Origin of the sequence: Neisseria sp. HMSC058F07 (genome assembly GCF_001810035.1) — a bacterium.
In the GTDB taxonomy this organism is placed as follows: domain Bacteria; phylum Pseudomonadota; class Gammaproteobacteria; order Burkholderiales; family Neisseriaceae; genus Neisseria; species Neisseria perflava.
In genome coordinates this window covers 470594-490678 of sequence record NZ_KV799706.1, presented here as the reverse complement: position 1 = coordinate 490678, position 20085 = coordinate 470594, and the positions used below count along the sequence as shown (strand labels likewise).

The window sequence follows — 20085 nt, the reverse complement described above, 5'->3', positions numbered from 1 at the left end:
ACCTTAGAACCATCATGCACCTAACCCAAATTCTATCCCCCGACCTGCCCCAACACGACCTTATCGCCACGCATCCGAATTGGACGCGTGCTGATTTCAACCGTGCGGTTTTCCATCTGTCAGGCCGTCTGAAACAGGCAGGCGTGCAAACGGCCGCGTTGTGGTTTGATGATGCCGCACTGTTTGCCTGTGCTGTGCTGGCAGTGTGGCATTCTGGCGGGAAGGTTTTATTGCTGCCCAATTTGGCGCAAGACAATTTAGAATGGGGGAAAACTGCAGAGGCGTTTTTAACAGATTCAACAGATAAAAAGCTGTCTTCAGACGGCCTAAATATCTGGCACTTGCCTGATGTATTAGCTAAAACAGATTTGGAAGAGCTGAACACCTATCCTGAAAACTATCTGATTCCCGACCATGCCGAAGCATGGCTGAAAACATCAGGATCCAGCGGCGAAGCGCAAATTATTGTGAAAACCGCCGCGCAAATGCAGGCAGAAACCCTGACTTTGGCAAATACGCTGCCATTTGGACAACACGGTGAAACCGTGATCGGCAGCGTAATTCCGCAACACCTTTACGGCTTCACGTTCCGCTTCGCACTCGCGCTGACAATGGGTTGGACTATGGAACGACAGCAGGCTGTTTATCCAGAAAACCTGCTTTCCAGCACGGCAGCACATGATAAAGTGGTTTGGATTGCCAGCCCGGCCGTACTCAACCGCTTGGGTGAAAACCGCAACTGGCAAAGTATCGGCCATAAAATTGCAGGCATTGTCTCGGCGGGAGGCGCGCTTCCTTCAGCCACGGCGGATTTGCTGCAACAGGCTGCCGTCCGCCCGTTTGAAGTCTATGGCAGTACCGAAACCGGCGTGATTGCCTCACGTTGCGAACGCCAAGAATGGCAGCCTTTCGAAGGCGTGGAAATCGGGCAAAACGAAGAAGGCGCACTGTGGGCTTCTTCGCCTTGGTCGCCCGAACGCCGTCAAACAGCCGATTTAATCGAGCCGCAAGATGACGGTTTTCTGTTACTCGGTCGCCAAGACCGCATTATTAAATTTGAGGACAAACGCGTGTCGCTGACCCAAATCGAACACGAGCTTTTACAGCACCCTTGGATTGCCGACGCCCATTGCGGCCGTCATCCGCAACATCAACGCATTGCCATATGGGCGGCATTGAACGCAGACGGTATCGCCGGCTTGCGCGAGAAAGGCCGCGCTGCGGTTGCCGATACGCTCAAACGCCATCTGGCTGCCACACAGGACACCATCGCCCTGCCGCGTTACTGGCGTTTTACCGACAGCCTGCCGCGCAACGCCCAAGCCAAAATAGCCGCGTCGGATTTTCAGACGGCCTTTACCGTTGCCCAAACTTCTCCCGTTTGGTCGAAAACATCATCTGACGATGAAACCAATACCGAAACTTTTATCGGCCGCGTGCCCTTGGATTTGGTTTATTTCGGCGGCCATTTTGCCACCTTCCCGCTGGTTCCCGGCGTGGTCGAGCTGCAGTGGGTGCGCAACCTGATTGCGCCCAAGCCATGGGGCAAACAGCGCGTCATCCGCATCGAAAATCTAAAATATCAGCAGTTTATCCGTCCTCACGATGAAGTGTCGGTGGAGCTGAAATACGATGAAGGTAAAAACAAACTGAGTTTTAAAATCAACAACGGAGAGCATCCGTGTGCATCAGGACGGATTGTGTTTGAGGCCGTCTGAATATACTTATTAACTTTTTAGTGGAAAACCAACAATATGCAACTCTTCCCTGCCCTAGAACAACGCTATTCCCACGAACACCAGTCCGCAGGCGAGGCTCAACGTCTGGCTCAAGAAATCGCTTTTGCACCGATTGTGTTCCAAGTTTCCCGCCTGATGGTGAAATTTGGCATTCTGGATTTGCTGAACGACCATCCAGACGGCCTCACTCAAGCCGAAATCGCTGAAAAAGCGAAAATCAGCAACTACGCGGCACAAGTCCTGCTGGAAGCTTCGCTGTCTATCGGCACTGTTTTGACTCGCGACGACCGCTATTTCATCAGCAAGGCCGGTTGGTTTGTCCTCAAAGACAAAATGGCCCGCGTCAACATGGATTTCACGCAGGAAATCTGCTACCAAGGCATGTTTGATCTGGAAAAAACCCTGCAAACCGGCAAGCCCGAAGGCCTGAAAGTATTCGGCGACTGGCCGACCATTTACGAAGGCTTGTCTTCATTGCCAAGCATCGCGCAGGAAAAATGGTTTGCATTCGACCATTATTATTCCGACAACTCCTTCTCCGAAGCACTCAACACCGTGTTCGCCAAACCGGTCAAAAAACTGCTCGATGTAGGCGGCAATACCGGCCGCTGGGCGGAGCAATGCGTCAACCACAATGCCGAAGTCGAAGTAACCATCATGGATCTGCCGCAACAAATCGGCTTGATGCGCGAAGCGACTAAAGGCAAAAACAGCGCAGACCGTATCCACGCTCATCCGGCCAACCTGCTTGATCCTGAGATTCCGTTCCCGACCGGTTTTGACGCGATCTGGATGAGCCAATTCCTAGACTGTTTCACCGAAGAACAAGCCACCAGCATTCTTCAACGCGCCGCTGCATCTATGAGCGAAAACACCAGTCTCTACATCATGGAGCCTTTCTGGGACAGACAACGCTACGAAACCGCCGCCTACTGCCTGACCATGACCAGCCTGTATTTCACTGCCATGGCCAACGGCAACAGCAAAATCTTCCATTCTGAAGACCTGATCCGTTGCGTTGAAAAAGCCGGATTGAAAGTAGCGGAAATTTCAGACGGCATCGGCCGCGGACACAGCATCCTGCGCTGCGTTAAGGCCGTCTGAACAATCATCTTTTAAACCCTAAAAAGCAACCGACCCCAACAGCCATTGCAGCTATCGGGGTCGGTTTGTTTTTGGGTGTCCGCCTTAAAACATCAGCCGCGCAACATCCATACTGCGCACACTAAAGCAATCGCCACCAACAAAGCGGCAAGCAGTTGTCCCATTCCGGCCAATTTAGGCTGCTTAGCATCAATGGTTTTAAAGCCGCTCATCATCGGCGTAATCAAATCCTGTTTTTTCACAAAGCGATACAGCAAAACAGCCGCGATATGTACAGCCGCCAAAACGGCCAAAATATTAAAGAAATTGACATGGATTTTTCGCGCCAGCGTACCGGCGTGTTCGCTGACCAAATGATTCAAAAAACCGGAATTGGTAAACGTATTTTCATCGGCGGCAAATAAGCCTGTGGCCGTCTGAAAAACCAAGGCGGCCAATAAAGCGATGACCATCAGCGCGCCCAAAGGATTGTGGCCGACCAATTCGTCTTCAGACATTTGACCTTGCGTATAGCGGCGGATTTCGGAAAAAGGACGCACAAAACGGCTGAATCTTGCCGTATCGCTGCCCCATATCCCCCAGCACAAGCGGAAAACCACCAAAGCCAGCATCAACAAGCCGCCGCGCAAGTGCCATACCAGCATATCGCCGCCTCGGGTGGCGCTGTACCACATGAATCCCATCAATAACACCAAGAGCCAATGGAACAGGCGCGTAGGTGCGTCCCAAACTTTTATTTTTTGCTTCATTACCTTTTACTTTCTGATTTAAAATTAAATTTCTTATCTTGGAAGATTACGCCATGCAGCCCATCTACACGCTTCCCGAATCGCTTCAGGCCTTTCAGACGGCCTTAGTATTTCCCGACGTATTCCGCCCTCGTGCCCAAGAGTCGCACAAAGGCACATACGGCACGCTTACCATTATCGGCGGCGCAACGGGAATGAGCGGTGCGGTAGTTTTGGCAGCTACAGCCGCCATATATCAAGGATGCGGCAAGGTTTGGGCGGGTTTCAACCAAGCCGCGCTGCCTTTTGCCATCATTCCCGAACGCCCTGAAATCATGCTTGCCACTGCGACCCAACTGATGGAGCGCAACGATGTCAGCGCACGGGTAATCGGCTGCGGATTCGGTCTGGACGGATTATCGGAGCAGCTGCTACCCAAAATCCTGTCGACACACCATGACCGGCCTTTATTGATCGATGCAGATGCCTTGACACTGCTGGCCCGTTCTCCCGAATTGGCCGAACGCCTCAAATCGTACAAACATATCGTCCTGACACCCCATCCGGCCGAAGCCGCCCGCCTAATCGGTACCGATACTCAATCAGTTCAAGCCGACAGGCAAAAAGCCGTAACCGAAATCAGCCGTAAATATGGCGCGACCGTCGTGTTGAAAGGCCATCATACATTGGTGGCCACGGCAGACGGCATAGTCTATACCAACACCAGCGGCAATGCCGGTTTGGCCACCGCCGGCAGCGGCGATGTCTTGAGCGGCATTATCGGCAGCCTGATGGCACAAGACATTCCGGCATTCCAGGCCGCTTGTGCCGGCGTATGGCTACACGGAGCGGCAGCCGATGTCATCAAACACAGCAGCCAAATCGAAACCGGCATGCTCGCCGGAGAAATCGCACCTGCCGCCCGATGGCTGCGCAATATTTTATCAAAAGAGTAATACTATCTATATCATAAATACAAATTGCAGGCCGTCTGAAAATCAATCTCTATTTTCAGACGGCCTGGTTTATTTTTAAGTCATTTTGCAAATTAAGGTTAAGGCGTGTATCCTTGATTTCCCTTAAAAACAACTTCACAACATATTATCATGAGTATCCTCAATAAAATCAGCAACTTTATTGGAAAAACATTTTCCCTTTGGGCGGCGCTCTTTGCCGGCATCGCTTTTTTCGCACCCGACACCTTCAAATGGGTCGGCCCTTACATTCCTTGGCTTCTGGGCATCATTATGTTCGGCATGGGCTTGACGCTCAAACCTTCCGACTTCGATATTTTGTTCAAACGCCCCAAAGCCGTCATCATCGGCGTGATTGCACAATTCGCCATCATGCCGGCAACCGCCTATCTGCTGGCCAAGCTGTTAAACCTGCCTGCCGAAATCGCAGTCGGTGTGATTTTGGTCGGCTGCTGCCCGGGCGGCACGGCTTCCAATGTAATGACTTATCTGGCGCGCGGCAATGTGGCTTTGTCGGTTGCCGTTACATCGGTTTCTACTCTGATTTCTCCATTGCTGACCCCCGCTATCTTCCTGATGCTTGCCGGTGAAATGCTGGAAATCCAAGCGGGCAGTATGTTGATGTCCATCGTCAAAATGGTTTTATTCCCCATCGTTTTGGGCTTGATTGTCCATAAAGCCTTGGGCAACAAAACTGAAAAACTGACCGACGCGCTGCCGCTGGTTTCCGTTGCCGCCATCGTACTGATTATCGGCGCGGTAGTCGGCGCCAGCAAAGGCAAGATTATTGAAAGCGGCCTGCTGATTTTCGCGGTTGTCGTACTCCACAACGGCATCGGCTATCTGCTCGGCTTCTTTGCCGCCAAATGGACCGGCCTGGCTTATGATGCACAAAAAACGCTGGCCATCGAAGTCGGTATGCAAAACTCAGGCTTGGGTGCCGCCCTTGCCGCCGCACACTTTGCCGCCGCGCCGGTCGTTGCCGTTCCCAGCGCATTGTTCAGCGTGTGGCACAATATCTCCGGCTCGCTTCTGGCAACTTATTGGGCAGCCAAAGCCGATAAAAATAAAGAATCCTAAACGTCTTTAATCATAAGCCGTCTGAACAGGGATAAACGAAATCAACGATTTCTGCCTTACCTGTTCAGACGGCCTTTATTTTGAAATCAAGCAGTATTATTGTTTCACTGCTTCGATTTGGATATTTATGTTAACTTTTTTGCTCATACCGGCACTTACCAAATAATCCAAGCCCCATTTGGTACGGTCGATGGTGGTGCTGAAATCGCCGCCGCACACTTCTGCTTTTAACATCGGGCTTTGGTAGCAGTTGAATTTGTCGGCTTTGAGTTTCACCGGCGCAGTTTTGCCGTTCATAGTCAGATTGCCATCAACGGAAAGCAGTTTTTTGCCGTTGAAATTGAATTTGGTGGATACAAAACGGATTTCAGGGTATTTGTCTGCATTGAAAATATCGGCAGATTTCAAGTGTTGGGTAAAGCGGTCAGAACCGGTTTGCAGTTTGGACAAAGGCAATACGATATCGATTGAGCCTTGGCGTTTGGCACGGTCAAATTCCAAATTGCCGGTCAAACCATAAATACCGCCGACGTTGGTGCTGGTGTTGAAATGGTCGATGGCAAAGCGGGCATTGGCATGGAATTCGTCCACTTTATAAACAGCGGCAGACGCAGCAGAAGCCAACATGGCCGAACACAATGCAAACATGATTTTTTTCATCGTCTTATCCTTAGAAATGTGAGAAGTTCCCTATCATATCACTTTTTGATGCCAACATTTTTTGCAAATGAGAAAGACAACGTTTCATCCTAAGAAAACTTCAGGCCGTCTGAACGAGAGGACAGCAAATTCAGGTGAAGCAAACACAGTTTAGTTTTATTACAAAATAGCGTGCTTCATCGCTCGTAATTGGTATAAAATAGCCAGTTATTTCTACAACGGGCCGCCAACCAACCAGCCTATTTCAGACGGCCTCAGCATAAAACAAAGGAACAAAAATGCCTGAATACCGCTCCAAAACCTCTACCCACGGCCGCAATATGGCAGGCGCGCGCGCATTGTGGCGTGCGACCGGCGTCATGGAAACCGACTTCGGCAAACCGATTATCGCCATTGCCAACTCCTTCACCCAATTCGTCCCAGGCCATGTGCACCTGCACAATATGGGCCAACTGGTTGCCCGTGAAATCGAAAAAGCCGGCGGCATTGCCAAAGAATTCAACACCATCGCCATTGACGACGGCATCGCCATGGGCCACAGCGGCATGCTCTACTCCCTGCCCAGCCGCGACCTGATTGCCGACTCCATCGAATACATGGTCAACGCCCACTGCGCCGATGCTCTGGTCTGCATTTCCAACTGCGACAAAATCACCCCAGGCATGCTGATTGCCGCCATGCGCCTGAACATTCCGACCATCTTCGTTTCCGGCGGCCCGATGGAAGCCGGTAAAGTTATCGGCGTAGCCAATATTCAACCAGAACGCCGTTTGGACTTGATTGACGCTATGATCGAATCGGCTGACGACAATATCAGCGACAAACAAGTCGAAGAAGTCGAGCAAAACGCCTGCCCGACTTGCGGCTCCTGCTCCGGCATGTTTACCGCCAACTCCATGAACTGCCTGACCGAAGCACTCGGCCTTTCCCTGCCGGGTAACGGTTCATACTTGGCGACCCACACAGGCCGCAAAGAATTGTTCCTCGAAGCCGGCCGCATGATTGTCGAAATCACCAAACGCTACTACGAGCAAGACGACGAAACCGTATTGCCGCGCAGTATTGCCACTAAAAAAGCGTTTGAAAACGCCATGACCATGGACATCGCCATGGGCGGCTCTACCAATACCATCCTGCATTTGCTCGCCGTTGCCAACGAAGCGGGCGTGGATTTCAAAATGGCCGACATAGACCGCCTGAGCCGCGTTGTACCTTGCATCTGTAAAACCGCGCCAAACAACCACGACTACTACATGGAAGACGTGCATCGCGCCGGCGGCATTTTCGCCATCCTGAAAGAATTGGACAAAGCAGGCAAACTGCACACCGACGTGTACACCATCCACGCGCCGACCCTGAAAGACGCAATTGAAAAATGGGACGTGACCAACCCTGAAAACACCCATGCCATCGAGCGTTTCAAAGCAGCTCCCGGCGGCGTGCGCACTACTCAGGCGTTCTCGCAAAACCGTATGTGGAAAACCCTCGACCTCGACCGCGAAAAAGGCTGTATCCGCGATGTTGAACATGCCTACTCGCAAGACGGCGGTTTGGCAGTATTGTTCGGCAACATCGCCGAGCGCGGCTGCGTGGTGAAAACCGCAGGCGTGGACGAGAGCATCCTCAAATTTACCGGCCGCGCCCGCGTGTTTGAAAGCCAAGAAGACGCAGTAGAAGGTATTTTGGGCAATCAAATCGTGGCCGGCGATATCGTCATTATCCGCTACGAAGGCCCTAAAGGCGGCCCGGGTATGCAAGAAATGCTGTATCCGACTTCTTACCTGAAATCCAAAGGTTTGGGCAAAGCCTGCGCCCTGCTGACCGACGGCCGCTTCTCCGGCGGTACTTCCGGCCTGTCCATCGGTCACGCTTCGCCTGAAGCGGCAGAAGGCGGCGCAATCGGTTTGGTACACGAAGGCGACACCATCGAAATCGATATTCCAAACCGCAGCATCCACCTTGTCATTTCCGATGAAGAGCTTGCCGCACGCCGTGCCGAAATGGAAGCACGCGGCAGCAAAGCGTGGAAACCGGAAAACCGCGACCGCTACGTCTCCGCAGCCCTGCGTGCCTACGGCGCGATGGCGACTTCCGCCGACAAAGGCGCAGTACGCGACGTATCGCAAATCGAACGTTAATTAACCTGACTTTAAGGCCGTCTGAACGCTTTCAAGTGTTTCAGACGGCCTTCATTCAAACGGACAAATATGGACAAATTCATTTTAGCGATGATCGGCATGGCCATTGCCCTGTTGATTATTATTGGCGGCGGATTTATCGCTGTCGAATATTTCAAATCCCATCCTGAAGCATTCCAAGTCAAGCCGCTGTCAAAATAATCATTTAACGGCATGAGTTTCAAAGGAAAAGAGCCGCAGCTCAAGGCCGTCTGAACGCAGTACATATAATGAAACACATTCTTTACTGGCTGAGTGGTTTTGCCGTCGCCCTCGGCATATTCCAATACTACGAAACCCATCGCTATTCTGAAGACCAGCTCATCTACGCCCGACCGCCGCAAAATCGTACTGCCGTTGCCGATTTTGATGCCTTGGCGTATTTAAACTTCCTCCGCTCCTCAGCCAATCTGCCCGCACTGGCGCACTCAGCCACACTCGCACGCGCCGCGCGTAATCATGCCCGCTATCTGCTGCAAAACCCTGACGACGGACATGACGAACACAATACACGCAATCCCTTTTATACAGGCCCACGCCCATCAGACCGCACACGCAAAGCCGGTTATGCCTATAAAGGCGTGCACGAAAACGTCAGCACCGGCCAGCATCCGCCAAACGAAAAAATCAACGACCATCTACCTGCCCAACATCAGCTGGATAATCTGATGACGGCGATTTATCACCGTCTCTCCTTACTCGATCAAAATATCGACGAAGCCGGAGCGGCATTTGAATCGCAAGGCAAACAAATCGCACTGAGCATCAATCAAGGCGACAGCAGATTTAACAGCCTCTGCCAAAAAAACCGCCCACTATCCGACCTCAGCCGTTCGTTTTATCAAGATGCCTGTCATGGTCATGCCATTGTTTATGCAGATGAAATCTCCAACCGTAAATTCCGACCTTACGTCACCTATCCGCAAGGTAATTTCGCTTCGCCGGTTTTCCACGGCGAACGTCCCGACCCTATGCCGCATTATGAAATGACCGGCAATCCGGTCAGCATCGCGTTCTCAGAGCAATCACCTCCGGTCAAAATGCGTTCGTTCAAACTGTATCAGGACACAAAAGAAATCAGAGACGTCAAAATATTAGATAAAGATAATGACCCAAACCGCCTCCTGACCGAACGTCAATTTGCGCTGTTTCCTTTACAACCATTGGAATACGACACCGACTACCGAGCCGTGTTCCAATACCATCAAAACGGAAAAGACAAAACGGCCGAATGGACATTCAGCACTCAAAAACCCGATTATCCTTACTTCATCGTCAAAGGCGGTGAAACGCTGGCCATCGAATCCGGACAAAAATATTTTATCCATTGGCAGGATTTTTGGTGCTTGAAGCAATGCGAACGCTACAACTACCGCATGAACCGCGACACCCAAATCGACATTATCGAACGACAGGCCGGCGGTATTATTATCCGTGTCAACGGAAGCAAAGGCAGCAGCATCCGCTTAATGCCCGAAGGCGAAGACAGGCGCGCCATTACACTTTATTTATGGAAATAAAGCCGTTTTCAGACGGCATGAAGCACCAAAAAGCTGATAAAATACCGCCTCACCCCCCTATGGCAAGCTATCCAATATGACCAAACATCCGCAAACAGCAGCCAATACCCGCTATGCCTTTGCCAGCATTGCCGCCATGTTGGCCGCGTTTTTACTGTTCGTTGCCGTCATGTTGCTGCCTTTGGGGCTGACGGCGGGCACGCAAGTAAGCCTGATACGGCTTTCACTCTACGCAATCGTGCTGTTTGCCGTACTTGGCGGTATTTTTTCTGTACGCGTTGCCTATTTGCGTAAAAAGAACGGAGCATGACATGACCCAAGCCGATAAAATTCCACAAGAAATCCGCCTCCAGCAAGAGCGGCGCGTACTGACTTTGGTCTATGTTGACGGTGCCAAGAGCCTTCCTGCCGAATATCTGCGCGTGTACTCGCCCAGTGCGGAAGTGCGCGGACACGGTGCCGGCCAAGATGTTTTGCAAACAGGCAAAGCCGAAGTCAGCATTACCGATTTGGACCCCGTCGGCCAATACGCATTGAAAATTACTTTTTCAGACGGCCACGACAGCGGCCTTTACGATTGGGACTATCTCTACCGACTAGCGCACAATCAAGACGCGCTTTGGCAAAACTATCTCGACCGCCTCGAAAAAGCCGGCGCGTCTAGAACACCAAGTGCCGAAGATTTGAAACCCAAACACACGCATTCCTGCGGTAGTGGCGGTTGCGGCGGAAAGGCCGTCTGAAAAAAGGCGAGACCGTAACATTGGACGACGGTAGGATCATTGACCTCTCCCCGCCCAAAAAAGATAGATAGTAGCCATCTTCGATGATACCAAAGCCTATCCGCAGGCAGCGCACGCCGCACAAAACACAGACGTTTTGGTGCATGAAGCAACCTTTGCGGCAGGCGATGAAGAGACAGCGGAACGAGTGTTCCAATCAACCGTATCCAATGCCGCCAAGCTGGCTTTGCAAGCCAATGTGAAACAACTTTACCTGACCCACATCAGCGCACGTTATACCGAAAAAGAGCAACGCCTGATGCTGGAGCAACAGACACAAACAATATTTCCCGCGTCGAAAGTGGTTGGTGATTTCGACGTATTCGATATCTGAATCCGTATTATTTTAAGAAGGCAGACACTATGAGCGACCACAAAACCCATTTCGGCTTCTCTACCGTTGACGAAGACGAAAAAGCAGGCAAAGTTGCAGAAGTCTTCCACTCCGTGGCAAAAAACTACGACATTATGAATGACGTAATGTCCGGCGGTCTGCACCGTGTTTGGAAACATTTCACCATCAATACCGCCCGCCTGAAAAAAGGCGACAAAGTATTGGATATCGCCGGCGGTACTGGCGATTTGTCCCGAGGCTGGGCAAAACGTGTAGGCAAAGAAGGCGAAGTTTGGCTGACAGACATCAACTCCTCCATGCTGACGGTCGGCCGCGACCGCCTGCTCAACGAAGGCATGATTCTGCCCGTATCGTTGGCAGACGCTGAAAAATTGCCATTCCCCGACAACTATTTCAATCTGGTTTCCGTCGCGTTCGGCCTGCGCAACATGACGCACAAAGATGCCGCGCTGAAAGAGATGTACCGCGTATTAAAACCGGGCGGCACTCTGCTGGTGTTGGAATTCTCCAAAGTGTACAAACCTTTGGAAGGCGTGTACGACCTCTACTCTTTCAAACTGTTGCCGATTATGGGCAAACTGATTGCCAAAGATGCCGACAGCTACCAATACCTCGCCGAGTCCATCCGTATGCACCCCGACCAAGAAACCTTGAAACAAATGATGCTGGATGCAGGCTTCGACAGCGTGGATTACCACAACATGAGCGCAGGTATCGTCGCCCTGCATAAAGGCGTGAAATTCTAAGGCCGTCTGAAACGAACAAAAGGGCGTGATTGATAGACACGCCCTTTGTTTTTAAACCTTATCCAAGCCAATCTGACACAAACCAAAGGCCGTCTGAACAGCCGTAAAACGAAATCAAACATTTCGGTTACACCATTCAGACGGCCTTAATACGTTCAAATCAGCTTATGTACCTGCTTTCACACTTTGCCATTGACGGACCATAAATTTCAACGCCGCCGGTTGGATAGGCACCATGATAAAGCTGTTTTTCAAATCCTCATCGGTCGGGAAAATCGTATTGTCGTTTCTAAACTCTTCATCCATCAGCTCTTGAGCCGGTTTGCTAGACGGCGCATAAGTAACAAAATTGCCGTTTTTCGCCGCAACTTCAGGATCTAAGAAATCATTGATATACGCATGGGCATTGGCCACATGTTTGGCATCTTTCGGAATCACAAACGAATCCACCCAAATCCCCACGCCTTCTTTCGGCATCATCACACGGATTTTTTCCTTGCCGCCTGCTTCTTCGGCACGACGTTTGGCAATGTTCAAATCACCGCCAAAGCCAATCGTTACGCAAGTATCGCCGCGCGCCAAATCATCGATAAAACCGGACGAGGTAAAACGCTTGATGTATGGACGGTTTTTCTTCAAAACTTCCGTAGCCGCCTTAATATCCGCCGTTTCGCTGCTGTTTGGATTTTTACCCATATAGTTCAACACCATAGGATAAATTTCCGCCGCGCTATCCAAATAGCTGATGCCGCATTGTTTGAGTTTGGACGTGTATTCAGGGTTAAACACCAAATCCCATTGATTGTCCGGCAGCTGATCCGTGCCCAACGCCTTTTTCACACGCTCGGTATTGATGGCGAAAGTATTGGTACCCCAATAAAACGGCACTGCATATTCATGCCCCGGATCGACACCTTCCATCAGTTTCATCAACTGCGGATTCAAGTTTTTATAGTTGGGAATCAGAGACTTGTCGATTTTTTGATACGCACCTGCCTTAATCTGCCTACCGACAAACGCATTGGAAGGACCCACGATGTCGTAACCCGACTTGCCGGTCAATACCTTGCTCTCCAGCGTTTCATCGCTGTCATATACATCGTAAGTTACTGCGATACCGTGTTTTTTCTCAAACGCGGCAACCGTCTCGGGATCGACATATTCCGACCAATTGTAAATGCTCAATACCTTTTGATTATCGGTTTGAGCCGCCTTGTCGGCAGAAGTTTTGTCCGAGCCGCCGCAGCCGGCCAGTGCCAGCGCAGTCAGTACGATGAGGGGCAGATGTTTGGTCATTATCATTCCTTGCGTATCCGGTTGAAAATAGAGAGGCATTATAAAGCAGGCAAGCCCGAGCGGATAGGCTTCATTGTTAAAAGATATCGTCCCGCTTGAGGCCGTCTGAAAGACGGATTGCAGCCAACTTAAAACCTTTCTGCCGATAGCTTGAAATATGGTTTTGCGGTAAGATAACGCCCATTCGTTTTTAATCGCAACGCGCCGTCCGGGCCGTCTGAAATCCTTGTAAAAAATTTATCGAGACATTATGAAAACCACCGAACTACGCCAAAAATTCCTGAAATTTTTCGAATCCAAAGGCCACACCATCGTCCGCTCCTCCTCGCTCGTACCACACGACGACCCGACCCTGCTGTTTACCAACGCAGGCATGAACCAATTTAAAGACGTATTCCTCGGCTTTGACAAACGCCCCTACAACCGCGCCACTACCGCGCAAAAATGCGTACGCGCAGGCGGCAAACACAACGACTTGGAAAACGTCGGCTACACCGCCCGTCACCACACCTTCTTTGAAATGATGGGCAACTTCTCCTTCGGCGACTACTTCAAACGCGACGCCATCCACTTCGCTTGGGAGTTCCTGACTTCCCCGGAATGGTTGAACATCCCTAAAGACAAACTCTTGGCGACCGTTTACGCAGAAGACGACGAAGCCTACAACATCTGGCTGAACGAAATCGGCATGCCTGCCGAGCGCATCGTCCGCATCGGCGACAACAAAGGCGCGAAATACGCGTCTGACAACTTCTGGCAAATGGGCGACACCGGCCCTTGCGGCCCTTGCTCCGAAATTTTCTACGACCACGGCGAAGAAATCTGGGGTGGCATTCCGGGCAGCCCTGAAGAAGACGGCGACCGCTGGATCGAAATTTGGAACTGCGTATTTATGCAGTTCAACCGCGACGAACAAGGCAATATGAATCCGCTGCCTAAACCATCCGTTGATACCGGCATGGGCTTGGAACGTATGGCCGCCGTCATGCAGCATGTCCACAGCAACTACGAAATCGACCTGTTCCAAGACCTGCTCAAAGCCGTTGCCCGCGAAACCGGCGCGCCGTTCAGCATGGAAGAACCAAGCCTGAAAGTCATCGCCGACCACATCCGCTCCTGCTCCTTCCTGATTGCAGACGGCGTGATGCCGTCCAACGAAGGCCGCGGCTATGTACTGCGTCGCATCGTCCGCCGCGCCGTACGCCACGGTTACAAACTCGGTCAGAAACAAGCGTTTTTCTACAAACTCGTGCCCGACTTGGTGAAAGTAATGGGTGATGCTTATCCTGAGTTGAAAGAGAAGCAGACGCAGATTATGGAAGCCCTGCGCGCGGAAGAGAGCCGTTTCGGCGAAACGCTGGAAAAAGGCATGGGCTTGTTCAATCAAGTGTTCAACGGCATGAAATTCTTGAAACTGGAAAGCCTGCTGCCGCAAGATGGTGCGGGCAAACCACTGGCATTGAAAACCGCAGAGGGTGTGGAATTCACCGCCGCCTCCCGTGCCGCTTCAGGCAAAAAGCAAATCGTTATCCGTCCCCAAGTTTCAGGTAGCCTGAACGAAGGCATGTATATCGATTTGCAGGCTGCTTTGGAAACCGCCCATATTCCCGACGCGGAAAAACCGTTTGCCGAAGCCTTAAATGCCTATTTGATGGACAACATCGCCAACAGCAAACTCGTTATCGGTGGTGAACACATCTTCAAACTCTACGACACCTACGGCTTCCCTTACGACCTGACTGCCGACATGGCGCGCGAATTGGGCATCGATTTGGATGAAGAAGGCTTCAACCGCGAAATGGATGCACAACGCGCACGCGCACGCGCCGCACAAAGCTTCAAAGCCAACGCCCAACTGCCTTACGAAGGTCAAGACACCGAGTTTAAAGGTTATAGCGAACGCCAAACCGAATCCAAAGTCCTCGCCCTCTACAAAGACGGCGAGCAAGTCAACGAATTGAACGAAGGCGACGAAGGTGCCATCGTTATCGACTTTACCCCGTTCTATGCAGAATCCGGCGGCCAAGTCGGCGACGTCGGCTATATCTTTGCAGGCGAAAACCGCTTTGAAGTACGCGATACCCAAAAAATCAAAGCGGCTGTATTCGGCCAATTCGGCGTACAAACTTCAGGCCGTCTGAAAGTCGGCGACAGCGTTACCGCCAAAGTGGATGACGAAATCCGCAATGCCAATATGCGCAACCACAGCGCGACCCACTTGATGCACAAAGCCCTGCGCGATGTATTGGGTGAACACGTTGAACAAAAAGGCTCTTTGGTTACCGCCGAATCCACCCGTTTCGACATTTCCCATCCTCAAGCGGTCACTGCCGAAGAAATCGCCGAAGTAGAACGCCGCGTCAACGAAGCCATTTTGGCTAACGTTGCCGTCAACGCAGCCATTATGAGCATGGAAGATGCCCAAAAAACCGGCGCCATGATGCTCTTCGGCGAAAAATACGGCGACGAAGTACGCGTACTGCAAATGGGCGGTTTCTCTACCGAATTGTGCGGCGGTACACACGTTTCACGCACCGGCGACATCGGCCTCTTCAAAATCATCAGCGAAGGCGGTATTGCCGCAGGCGTACGCCGTATCGAAGCCATCACCGGCCTGAACGCACTCAAATGGGCGCAAGAGCAAGAGCGTTTGGTTAAAGACATTATTGCCGAAACCAAAGCCCAAACCGAAAAAGACGTACTGGCGAAAATCCAAGCAGGTGCGGCACACGCCAAAGCATTGGAAAAAGAATTGGCACGCGCCAAAGCCGAACTCGCCGTCCACGCAGGCGCCAAACTCTTGGACGATGCAAAAGACTTGGGCGCAGCCAAACTCGTTGCCGCACAAATCGAAGCCGATGCCGCAGCCCTGCGCGAAATCGTAACCGACTTGACTGGCAAATCAGAACAAGCCATCGTATTGCTCGCCGCAGTCAACGACGGCAAAGTCTTCCTATGCGCCGGCGTATCCAAACCGTTGACCGGCAAAGTCAAAGCAGGCGATCTGGTTAAATTCGCAGCCGAACAAGTCGGCGGCAAAGGCGGCGGAAGACCGGATTTAGCACAGGCCGGCGGCAGCGATGTGGAGAAACTGCCCGCGATGATTGACAGCGTGAAAGACTGGGTCGGAGCGAAGCTGGCTTGATGTAAGAAAGGCAGCCTGAAAGTTTCAGGCTGCCTTTTATGCAGAAAAATATAAAAATGTTGGGTCATGATCCAACCTTGCTATTAGATTTTTATAATTTTAAAAGTCAAGGAAACAAAAATGCCTTCTATAAAAGATGTATTTAAATGGGCACTACCATTAACCGAAAAAGAAAAAAAAGAAATTTGGGAAAATGCAGTATTAACAGTTGATACAAATGTTTTATTGGATTTATATCGTTACCATAAAGACACTAGAGAAAGTATTTTGAATAGTTTAAAGCTATTCAAGGGGAGGATTTGGCTCTCAGACCAAGCTGCCAATGAATTCTTTAAAAATAAGAATGAAGTAATTTACTCTGCAAAAGAACAATTTGAAGCTGCACAAACCTCTACAATCCAAAACATTAAGAATAAGATAGATAACATTGCCAGTGATATAAAGGGGAATCGAGCTATATCTAAGAAATTAATTGATGCGTTGGAGCTTGATAAATACAAAACTGATATTTTAGAGAAGCTTGATAAAGTTGAATGGGATGATGCATATATAAATAATACAGAATCAGATAATGTTCTTGAGAATATTTTAGAATTATTTGGAGATAATGATTGCTTAGGTGAGCCTTTTTCAGAATCTGATAAAAAAGAATTAATTGAACTGGCCAATAAAAGATTTGAAAATAAAATTCCTCCAGGATATGCGGATGCAGGAAAGGATGGAAAAGATAGAAAATATGGCGATTTCTTCTTATGGGAACAAATACTCAGGCATGGCAATCAAATTAAAAAACCCATTATTTTAGTTACCTCTGAACAAAAAGAAGATTGGTGGGAAAGACGTTCAGGCAAGACAATTGGTCTCCGGCTTGAGTTAAAAAAAGAAGCTCAAGATAGAGAATGTAAAATTCTTGTATTGCAAACGAAGAGTTTTCTTGCATTGGCGGAAAAATATAAAACAGATGATCAGGACATTGATAATAAAGATGCCATAGATGAGGTAAAACAATTAGATAAAGAAAAAATTAATCAAGAAACACACAAACAAAATAAATCTCTTCTGCACTCAAAAATTCACACTGTAAAAGATGTACAACAAGAAATTGAATATATTGACGATAATAGTAACGTTGGATATTTGATTTGTACTATTAGCAGGCCAACTTCTCGTTTTACTGTAACAGGAAGATTTAATCCAAGATTTAAAATTGTTCCTAAAGTTTCAGTACGATTGATCGATAGTCCAAGTGGCGTATACAGCGATCCACATGCCGCAACAGGTACAACCTACGATTTTAATATCCACTTACATGCAGAACGTGGCAATGCATTACCTGAAGGAGAGTATGTTTTTAAATATTTCGCATTTAATGACTCAATTAATTACTTTGATAGTTATGAAAAAATTGTAAACTGCCCTGAGTGTTTTTCTCCTTATTTAGTCGATGCCAATGTTTGCACAGAATGCGATTATCATGCCTTAAGAGAATGTCAAGCATGTGGTGCTGAAATTCTCCCGCAAGAATTAGATTGCGCCCCATTTTGTGGACATTGTGCTTACATGATAGAAAAGCTAAATGAAGAATGACACAAAGCAAGCCGTAGCCCGCACCCCTGTCAACCGTGTGCGGTACGTACGCAGTTTTTGTTGCTACCGAATGATTTCAAACCATGCCGTAATTCAGTCGGCAGCAAACGCTGCTTGGGTCATGTACCAACAAAACTCAATATCAAAGGCCGTCTGAAAAATAATTTTCAGACGGCCTTTCTGTTTTGATTTTAAGCTGATTAATCCTTAAATTTAAGCTTTTTATTCAATCATCTAACATCAATCTTTCTCAACTGTAAAAAACAGTGCTTCCTGTTTCAAAGCACTGCCGTCTGCATCGGTCAATGCTGCTTCTGCTGCGGAAAACTTGATAACGGCGAGGCTGAGGCTGCCTTGTTCAGTCAGTGCTGTATTGAGGATGACGCCTGCTTCTTCTTCGCCGACTTTAACGGCAATACCGGCGGCTTCTAAAGAATCGCCACTTAATACGGCCAGACCGCGTTTGACTTGGCCTCGGTATTGGGCGCGGGCGATGATTTCTTGGCCGGGGTAGCAGCCTTTACGGAAATGGACGGCGCCGATGATATGTTGGTTGAGCATTTGGGCAACAGCCGCTTCTTTGGTTGCGGCGCAAATCCACGGATAGCCGCTGCGGATTTCGTGCAGGTTCCATGCGTTTTCGGCTCCTGCCTGATATTCGGCTGCGTTTTCGGCTGCTGAAATTTTCAGACGGCCTGTGTGCGGCAGGGCAATTTCTACGGTGTTTTCTTGAATTTGAGCCGGGAAAGACAGTTGCGGTTCGGCAGCAGGATGAGGTTCTGCATTGTCTGCCAACTCGCCGCTTACTGCCAAATCAGGCATCAACTCGAAGACGACTTTTGCACGCAAGACAAACATTCTCAGGCGTTTGACGATGGCTTCGGTCAAATCTTGTGCCATGATCAACAGTAAATCTTCTCCGCGATTGACGACCAACATATTCGCCAACACACGGCCTTTAGGTGTATTGTATGTGGCGTAACATGCCTGACCGGAAGCTAAATTATTAATATCGTTGGATAATTGGCCATGAAGAAATGAAGCTCTGTCTTCACCGCTGACACGGACAACGCTGAAAAAAGGCAGGCGGGTTTGCATAATCGACTCCTTAAATTGTGGATGCTGAATTATCGCCCAAATTGCCGCTTATTATCAAATAAATAAATTCAGGCCGTCTGAATGTTTCAGACGGCCTGTTGTTTGGGTTCAAACAATCAAAATTATTTGATGCTGACTTTGCGGATAATCACGGCTTCGGTTGGAACGTCTTGATGATAGCCGCGTGTCGCTGTTTTCACTTTGCTGATTTTACGGACCACGTCCATGCCGGAAGTGACTTTACCGAAAACGGCATAGCCGTAGCCTTGAGGGGTTTTGCTTTTGAAATTCAAAAAGTCGTTGTCGGCTGTATTGATAAAGAACTGGCTGGTTGCTGAATTCGGATCGCCGGTACGCGCCATGGCGATGGTGCCGACGTTATTTTTCAAGCCGTTGTATGCTTCATTGGTGATGGCTTTATCAGTGGATTTTTGAACCATTTTCTCGGTAAATCCGCCGCCTTGAATCATAAAATTGTCGATAACGCGGTGGAAAATCGTGTTGTCGTAAAAACCTTTTTTGGCGTAATTGACAAAGTTTGCCACGGTTTTTGGCGCTTTGACTTCATCCAGCTCCAGTTGGATGTTGCCCATATTGGTTTCAATCACGGCATGGGTAACCGCTTGAGCTTGCACGGAAAGTGAGAGTGCGAGGGCGCACAGGGTCAGTTTGATGGATTTTTTCATATGTCTTCTCGAATGATGTATTGTGAAAATGGAATATTAACCTTGTTTCGCGTGAAATCCATAAAAAACATGTAAGATTTTTCAAGCGAAAAACATAAGGCAATCAAATCAGGCCGTCTGAAAAGGGATAAAACAAATTCTTGCTTTTTATCATTCCCTTTCAGACGGCCTGCTATTACGGTCAAACCGAAATCAGATTAGAAATCCAATTCCGCTTTCAGCCAATAAGTGCGCGGCATACCGACAACTGCGAAGCTGCGGTCGTATTGGCCGCGCTGTACCTGCCAGTAGTTTTTGTTGAACAGGTTTTCTACCGAGCTGCTGACGGTCAAAGTATTTTTGCCCAGCTTGGTTTTGTAGCGCGCGCCTACGTCAACCAAGGTATAGGACGGGAAGGCGTATTTTTTT

18 protein-coding genes and 1 pseudogene are annotated in these 20085 nt (G+C 49.5%); 13 read left to right on the top strand and 6 right to left on the bottom strand.

Annotation, left to right across the window (positions count from 1 at the left end; all coding sequences use genetic code 11):
- Positions 1–14 precede the first annotated feature (14 nt).
- Both HMPREF2696_RS10340 and HMPREF2696_RS10335 read left to right on the top strand, forming a co-directional pair.
- Positions 15–1718: an ApeI family dehydratase gene (locus tag HMPREF2696_RS10340; RefSeq protein WP_070588431.1), complete on the top strand. Its 1704-nt coding sequence runs from the start codon at positions 15–17 to the stop codon at positions 1716–1718.
- 36 nt (positions 1719–1754) lie between these two features.
- Complete coding sequence (locus HMPREF2696_RS10335) at positions 1755–2843, top strand: FlxJ family methyltransferase (protein WP_070588429.1); 1089 nt, start codon at positions 1755–1757, stop codon at positions 2841–2843.
- A 92-nt stretch (positions 2844–2935) separates the two neighbouring features.
- Here HMPREF2696_RS10335 and HMPREF2696_RS10330 read toward each other — a convergent pair whose 3' ends face one another.
- On the bottom strand, positions 2936–3592 hold the full coding sequence (locus HMPREF2696_RS10330; RefSeq protein WP_070588428.1) for a cytochrome b/b6 domain-containing protein: 657 nt from the start codon (positions 3590–3592) through the stop codon (positions 2936–2938).
- Positions 3593–3645: 53 nt separating this feature from the next.
- Here HMPREF2696_RS10330 and HMPREF2696_RS10325 point away from each other — a divergent pair, with 53 nt between their 5' ends.
- Both HMPREF2696_RS10325 and HMPREF2696_RS10320 read left to right on the top strand, forming a co-directional pair.
- Positions 3646–4527, top strand: coding sequence for an NAD(P)H-hydrate dehydratase (locus HMPREF2696_RS10325; RefSeq protein ID WP_070588426.1), 882 nt, complete (start codon positions 3646–3648; stop codon positions 4525–4527).
- 150 nt (positions 4528–4677) lie between these two features.
- Complete coding sequence (locus HMPREF2696_RS10320; protein ID WP_070588424.1) at positions 4678–5625, top strand: bile acid:sodium symporter family protein; 948 nt, start codon at positions 4678–4680, stop codon at positions 5623–5625.
- A gap of 96 nt (positions 5626–5721) precedes the next feature.
- Here HMPREF2696_RS10320 and HMPREF2696_RS10315 read toward each other — a convergent pair whose 3' ends face one another.
- A complete protein-coding gene (locus HMPREF2696_RS10315; RefSeq protein ID WP_004519939.1) occupies positions 5722–6285 on the bottom strand; it encodes a YceI family protein in 564 nt (187 codons plus the stop codon).
- A 278-nt stretch (positions 6286–6563) separates the two neighbouring features.
- On the opposite strand from HMPREF2696_RS10315, the gene ilvD reads away from it, so the two are divergent.
- The 7 genes from ilvD (at position 6564) to ubiE (ending at position 11865) form a co-directional block, all read left to right on the top strand.
- The gene (gene ilvD / locus HMPREF2696_RS10310; protein ID WP_039862189.1) at positions 6564–8423 is read left to right on the top strand and encodes a dihydroxy-acid dehydratase; all 1860 of its coding nucleotides are present in this window, start codon (positions 6564–6566) and stop codon (positions 8421–8423) included.
- Positions 8424–8492: 69 nt separating this feature from the next.
- On the top strand, positions 8493–8624 hold the full coding sequence (locus HMPREF2696_RS11940) for a hypothetical protein (protein WP_256388404.1): 132 nt from the start codon (positions 8493–8495) through the stop codon (positions 8622–8624).
- A gap of 68 nt (positions 8625–8692) precedes the next feature.
- On the top strand, positions 8693–9982 hold the full coding sequence (locus tag HMPREF2696_RS10305; RefSeq protein ID WP_070588423.1) for a CAP domain-containing protein: 1290 nt from the start codon (positions 8693–8695) through the stop codon (positions 9980–9982).
- Between the two features lie 76 nt (positions 9983–10058).
- Positions 10059–10292: a hypothetical protein gene (locus HMPREF2696_RS10300; protein ID WP_039862213.1), complete on the top strand. Its 234-nt coding sequence runs from the start codon at positions 10059–10061 to the stop codon at positions 10290–10292.
- Position 10293: 1 nt separating this feature from the next.
- Entirely contained in the window at positions 10294–10725 is a 432-nt protein-coding gene (locus HMPREF2696_RS10295; protein WP_070504650.1) for a gamma-butyrobetaine hydroxylase family protein, read from the top strand.
- 139 nt (positions 10726–10864) lie between these two features.
- A complete protein-coding gene (locus HMPREF2696_RS10290; RefSeq protein ID WP_234395079.1) occupies positions 10865–11098 on the top strand; it encodes an MBL fold metallo-hydrolase in 234 nt (77 codons plus the stop codon).
- Positions 11099–11127: 29 nt separating this feature from the next.
- Entirely contained in the window at positions 11128–11865 is a 738-nt protein-coding gene (gene ubiE, locus HMPREF2696_RS10285) for a bifunctional demethylmenaquinone methyltransferase/2-methoxy-6-polyprenyl-1,4-benzoquinol methylase UbiE (protein WP_004519946.1), read from the top strand.
- 165 nt (positions 11866–12030) lie between these two features.
- Here the strand turns inward: ubiE and HMPREF2696_RS10280 are convergent, their stop codons facing one another.
- On the bottom strand, positions 12031–13161 hold the full coding sequence (locus HMPREF2696_RS10280; RefSeq protein ID WP_003685623.1) for a polyamine ABC transporter substrate-binding protein: 1131 nt from the start codon (positions 13159–13161) through the stop codon (positions 12031–12033).
- 250 nt (positions 13162–13411) lie between these two features.
- On the opposite strand from HMPREF2696_RS10280, the gene alaS reads away from it, so the two are divergent.
- Positions 13412–16306: an alanine--tRNA ligase gene (alaS, locus tag HMPREF2696_RS10275; RefSeq protein ID WP_070588421.1), complete on the top strand. Its 2895-nt coding sequence runs from the start codon at positions 13412–13414 to the stop codon at positions 16304–16306.
- A gap of 120 nt (positions 16307–16426) precedes the next feature.
- Positions 16427–17893, top strand: a complete 1467-nt coding sequence (locus HMPREF2696_RS10270) for a PIN-like domain-containing protein (RefSeq protein WP_070588420.1) — start codon at positions 16427–16429, stop codon at positions 17891–17893.
- Positions 17894–18133: 240 nt separating this feature from the next.
- On the opposite strand, the gene HMPREF2696_RS10265 is transcribed toward HMPREF2696_RS10270, so the two are convergent.
- The 3 genes and pseudogenes from HMPREF2696_RS10265 to HMPREF2696_RS10255 form a co-directional block, all read right to left on the bottom strand.
- The gene (locus HMPREF2696_RS10265) at positions 18134–18991 is read right to left on the bottom strand and encodes a CAF17-like 4Fe-4S cluster assembly/insertion protein YgfZ (protein ID WP_070588419.1); all 858 of its coding nucleotides are present in this window, start codon (positions 18989–18991) and stop codon (positions 18134–18136) included.
- 122 nt (positions 18992–19113) lie between these two features.
- The gene (locus HMPREF2696_RS10260) at positions 19114–19677 is read right to left on the bottom strand and encodes a peptidylprolyl isomerase (RefSeq protein WP_049332503.1); all 564 of its coding nucleotides are present in this window, start codon (positions 19675–19677) and stop codon (positions 19114–19116) included.
- A gap of 197 nt (positions 19678–19874) precedes the next feature.
- Positions 19875–20085 (bottom strand): annotated as a pseudogene (locus HMPREF2696_RS10255) (TonB-dependent receptor); the annotation flags it as partial.

Excerpts from the sequence above, each read along its gene's own strand:
- HMPREF2696_RS10265 (WP_070588419.1), bottom strand. The coding sequence starts at position 18,991 with ATGCAAACCCGCCTGCCTTTTTTCAGCGTTGTCCGTGTCAGCGGTGAA.
- HMPREF2696_RS10305 (WP_070588423.1), top strand. The coding sequence starts at position 8,693 with ATGAAACACATTCTTTACTGGCTGAGTGGTTTTGCCGTCGCCCTCGGC.
- ubiE (WP_004519946.1), top strand. The coding sequence starts at position 11,128 with ATGAGCGACCACAAAACCCATTTCGGCTTCTCTACCGTTGACGAAGAC.
- HMPREF2696_RS10270 (WP_070588420.1), top strand. The coding sequence starts at position 16,427 with ATGCCTTCTATAAAAGATGTATTTAAATGGGCACTACCATTAACCGAA.
- HMPREF2696_RS10295 (WP_070504650.1), top strand. The coding sequence starts at position 10,294 with ATGACCCAAGCCGATAAAATTCCACAAGAAATCCGCCTCCAGCAAGAG.
- HMPREF2696_RS10260 (WP_049332503.1), bottom strand. The coding sequence starts at position 19,677 with ATGAAAAAATCCATCAAACTGACCCTGTGCGCCCTCGCACTCTCACTT.
- HMPREF2696_RS10315 (WP_004519939.1), bottom strand. The coding sequence starts at position 6,285 with ATGAAAAAAATCATGTTTGCATTGTGTTCGGCCATGTTGGCTTCTGCT.
- HMPREF2696_RS10340 (WP_070588431.1), top strand. The coding sequence starts at position 15 with ATGCACCTAACCCAAATTCTATCCCCCGACCTGCCCCAACACGACCTT.
- ilvD (WP_039862189.1), top strand. The coding sequence starts at position 6,564 with ATGCCTGAATACCGCTCCAAAACCTCTACCCACGGCCGCAATATGGCA.
- HMPREF2696_RS10300 (WP_039862213.1), top strand. The coding sequence starts at position 10,059 with ATGACCAAACATCCGCAAACAGCAGCCAATACCCGCTATGCCTTTGCC.
- HMPREF2696_RS10280 (WP_003685623.1), bottom strand. The coding sequence starts at position 13,161 with ATGACCAAACATCTGCCCCTCATCGTACTGACTGCGCTGGCACTGGCC.
- alaS (WP_070588421.1), top strand. The coding sequence starts at position 13,412 with ATGAAAACCACCGAACTACGCCAAAAATTCCTGAAATTTTTCGAATCC.
- HMPREF2696_RS10330 (WP_070588428.1), bottom strand. The coding sequence starts at position 3,592 with ATGAAGCAAAAAATAAAAGTTTGGGACGCACCTACGCGCCTGTTCCAT.
- HMPREF2696_RS11940 (WP_256388404.1), top strand. The coding sequence starts at position 8,493 with ATGGACAAATTCATTTTAGCGATGATCGGCATGGCCATTGCCCTGTTG.
- HMPREF2696_RS10325 (WP_070588426.1), top strand. The coding sequence starts at position 3,646 with ATGCAGCCCATCTACACGCTTCCCGAATCGCTTCAGGCCTTTCAGACG.
- HMPREF2696_RS10335 (WP_070588429.1), top strand. The coding sequence starts at position 1,755 with ATGCAACTCTTCCCTGCCCTAGAACAACGCTATTCCCACGAACACCAG.
- HMPREF2696_RS10320 (WP_070588424.1), top strand. The coding sequence starts at position 4,678 with ATGAGTATCCTCAATAAAATCAGCAACTTTATTGGAAAAACATTTTCC.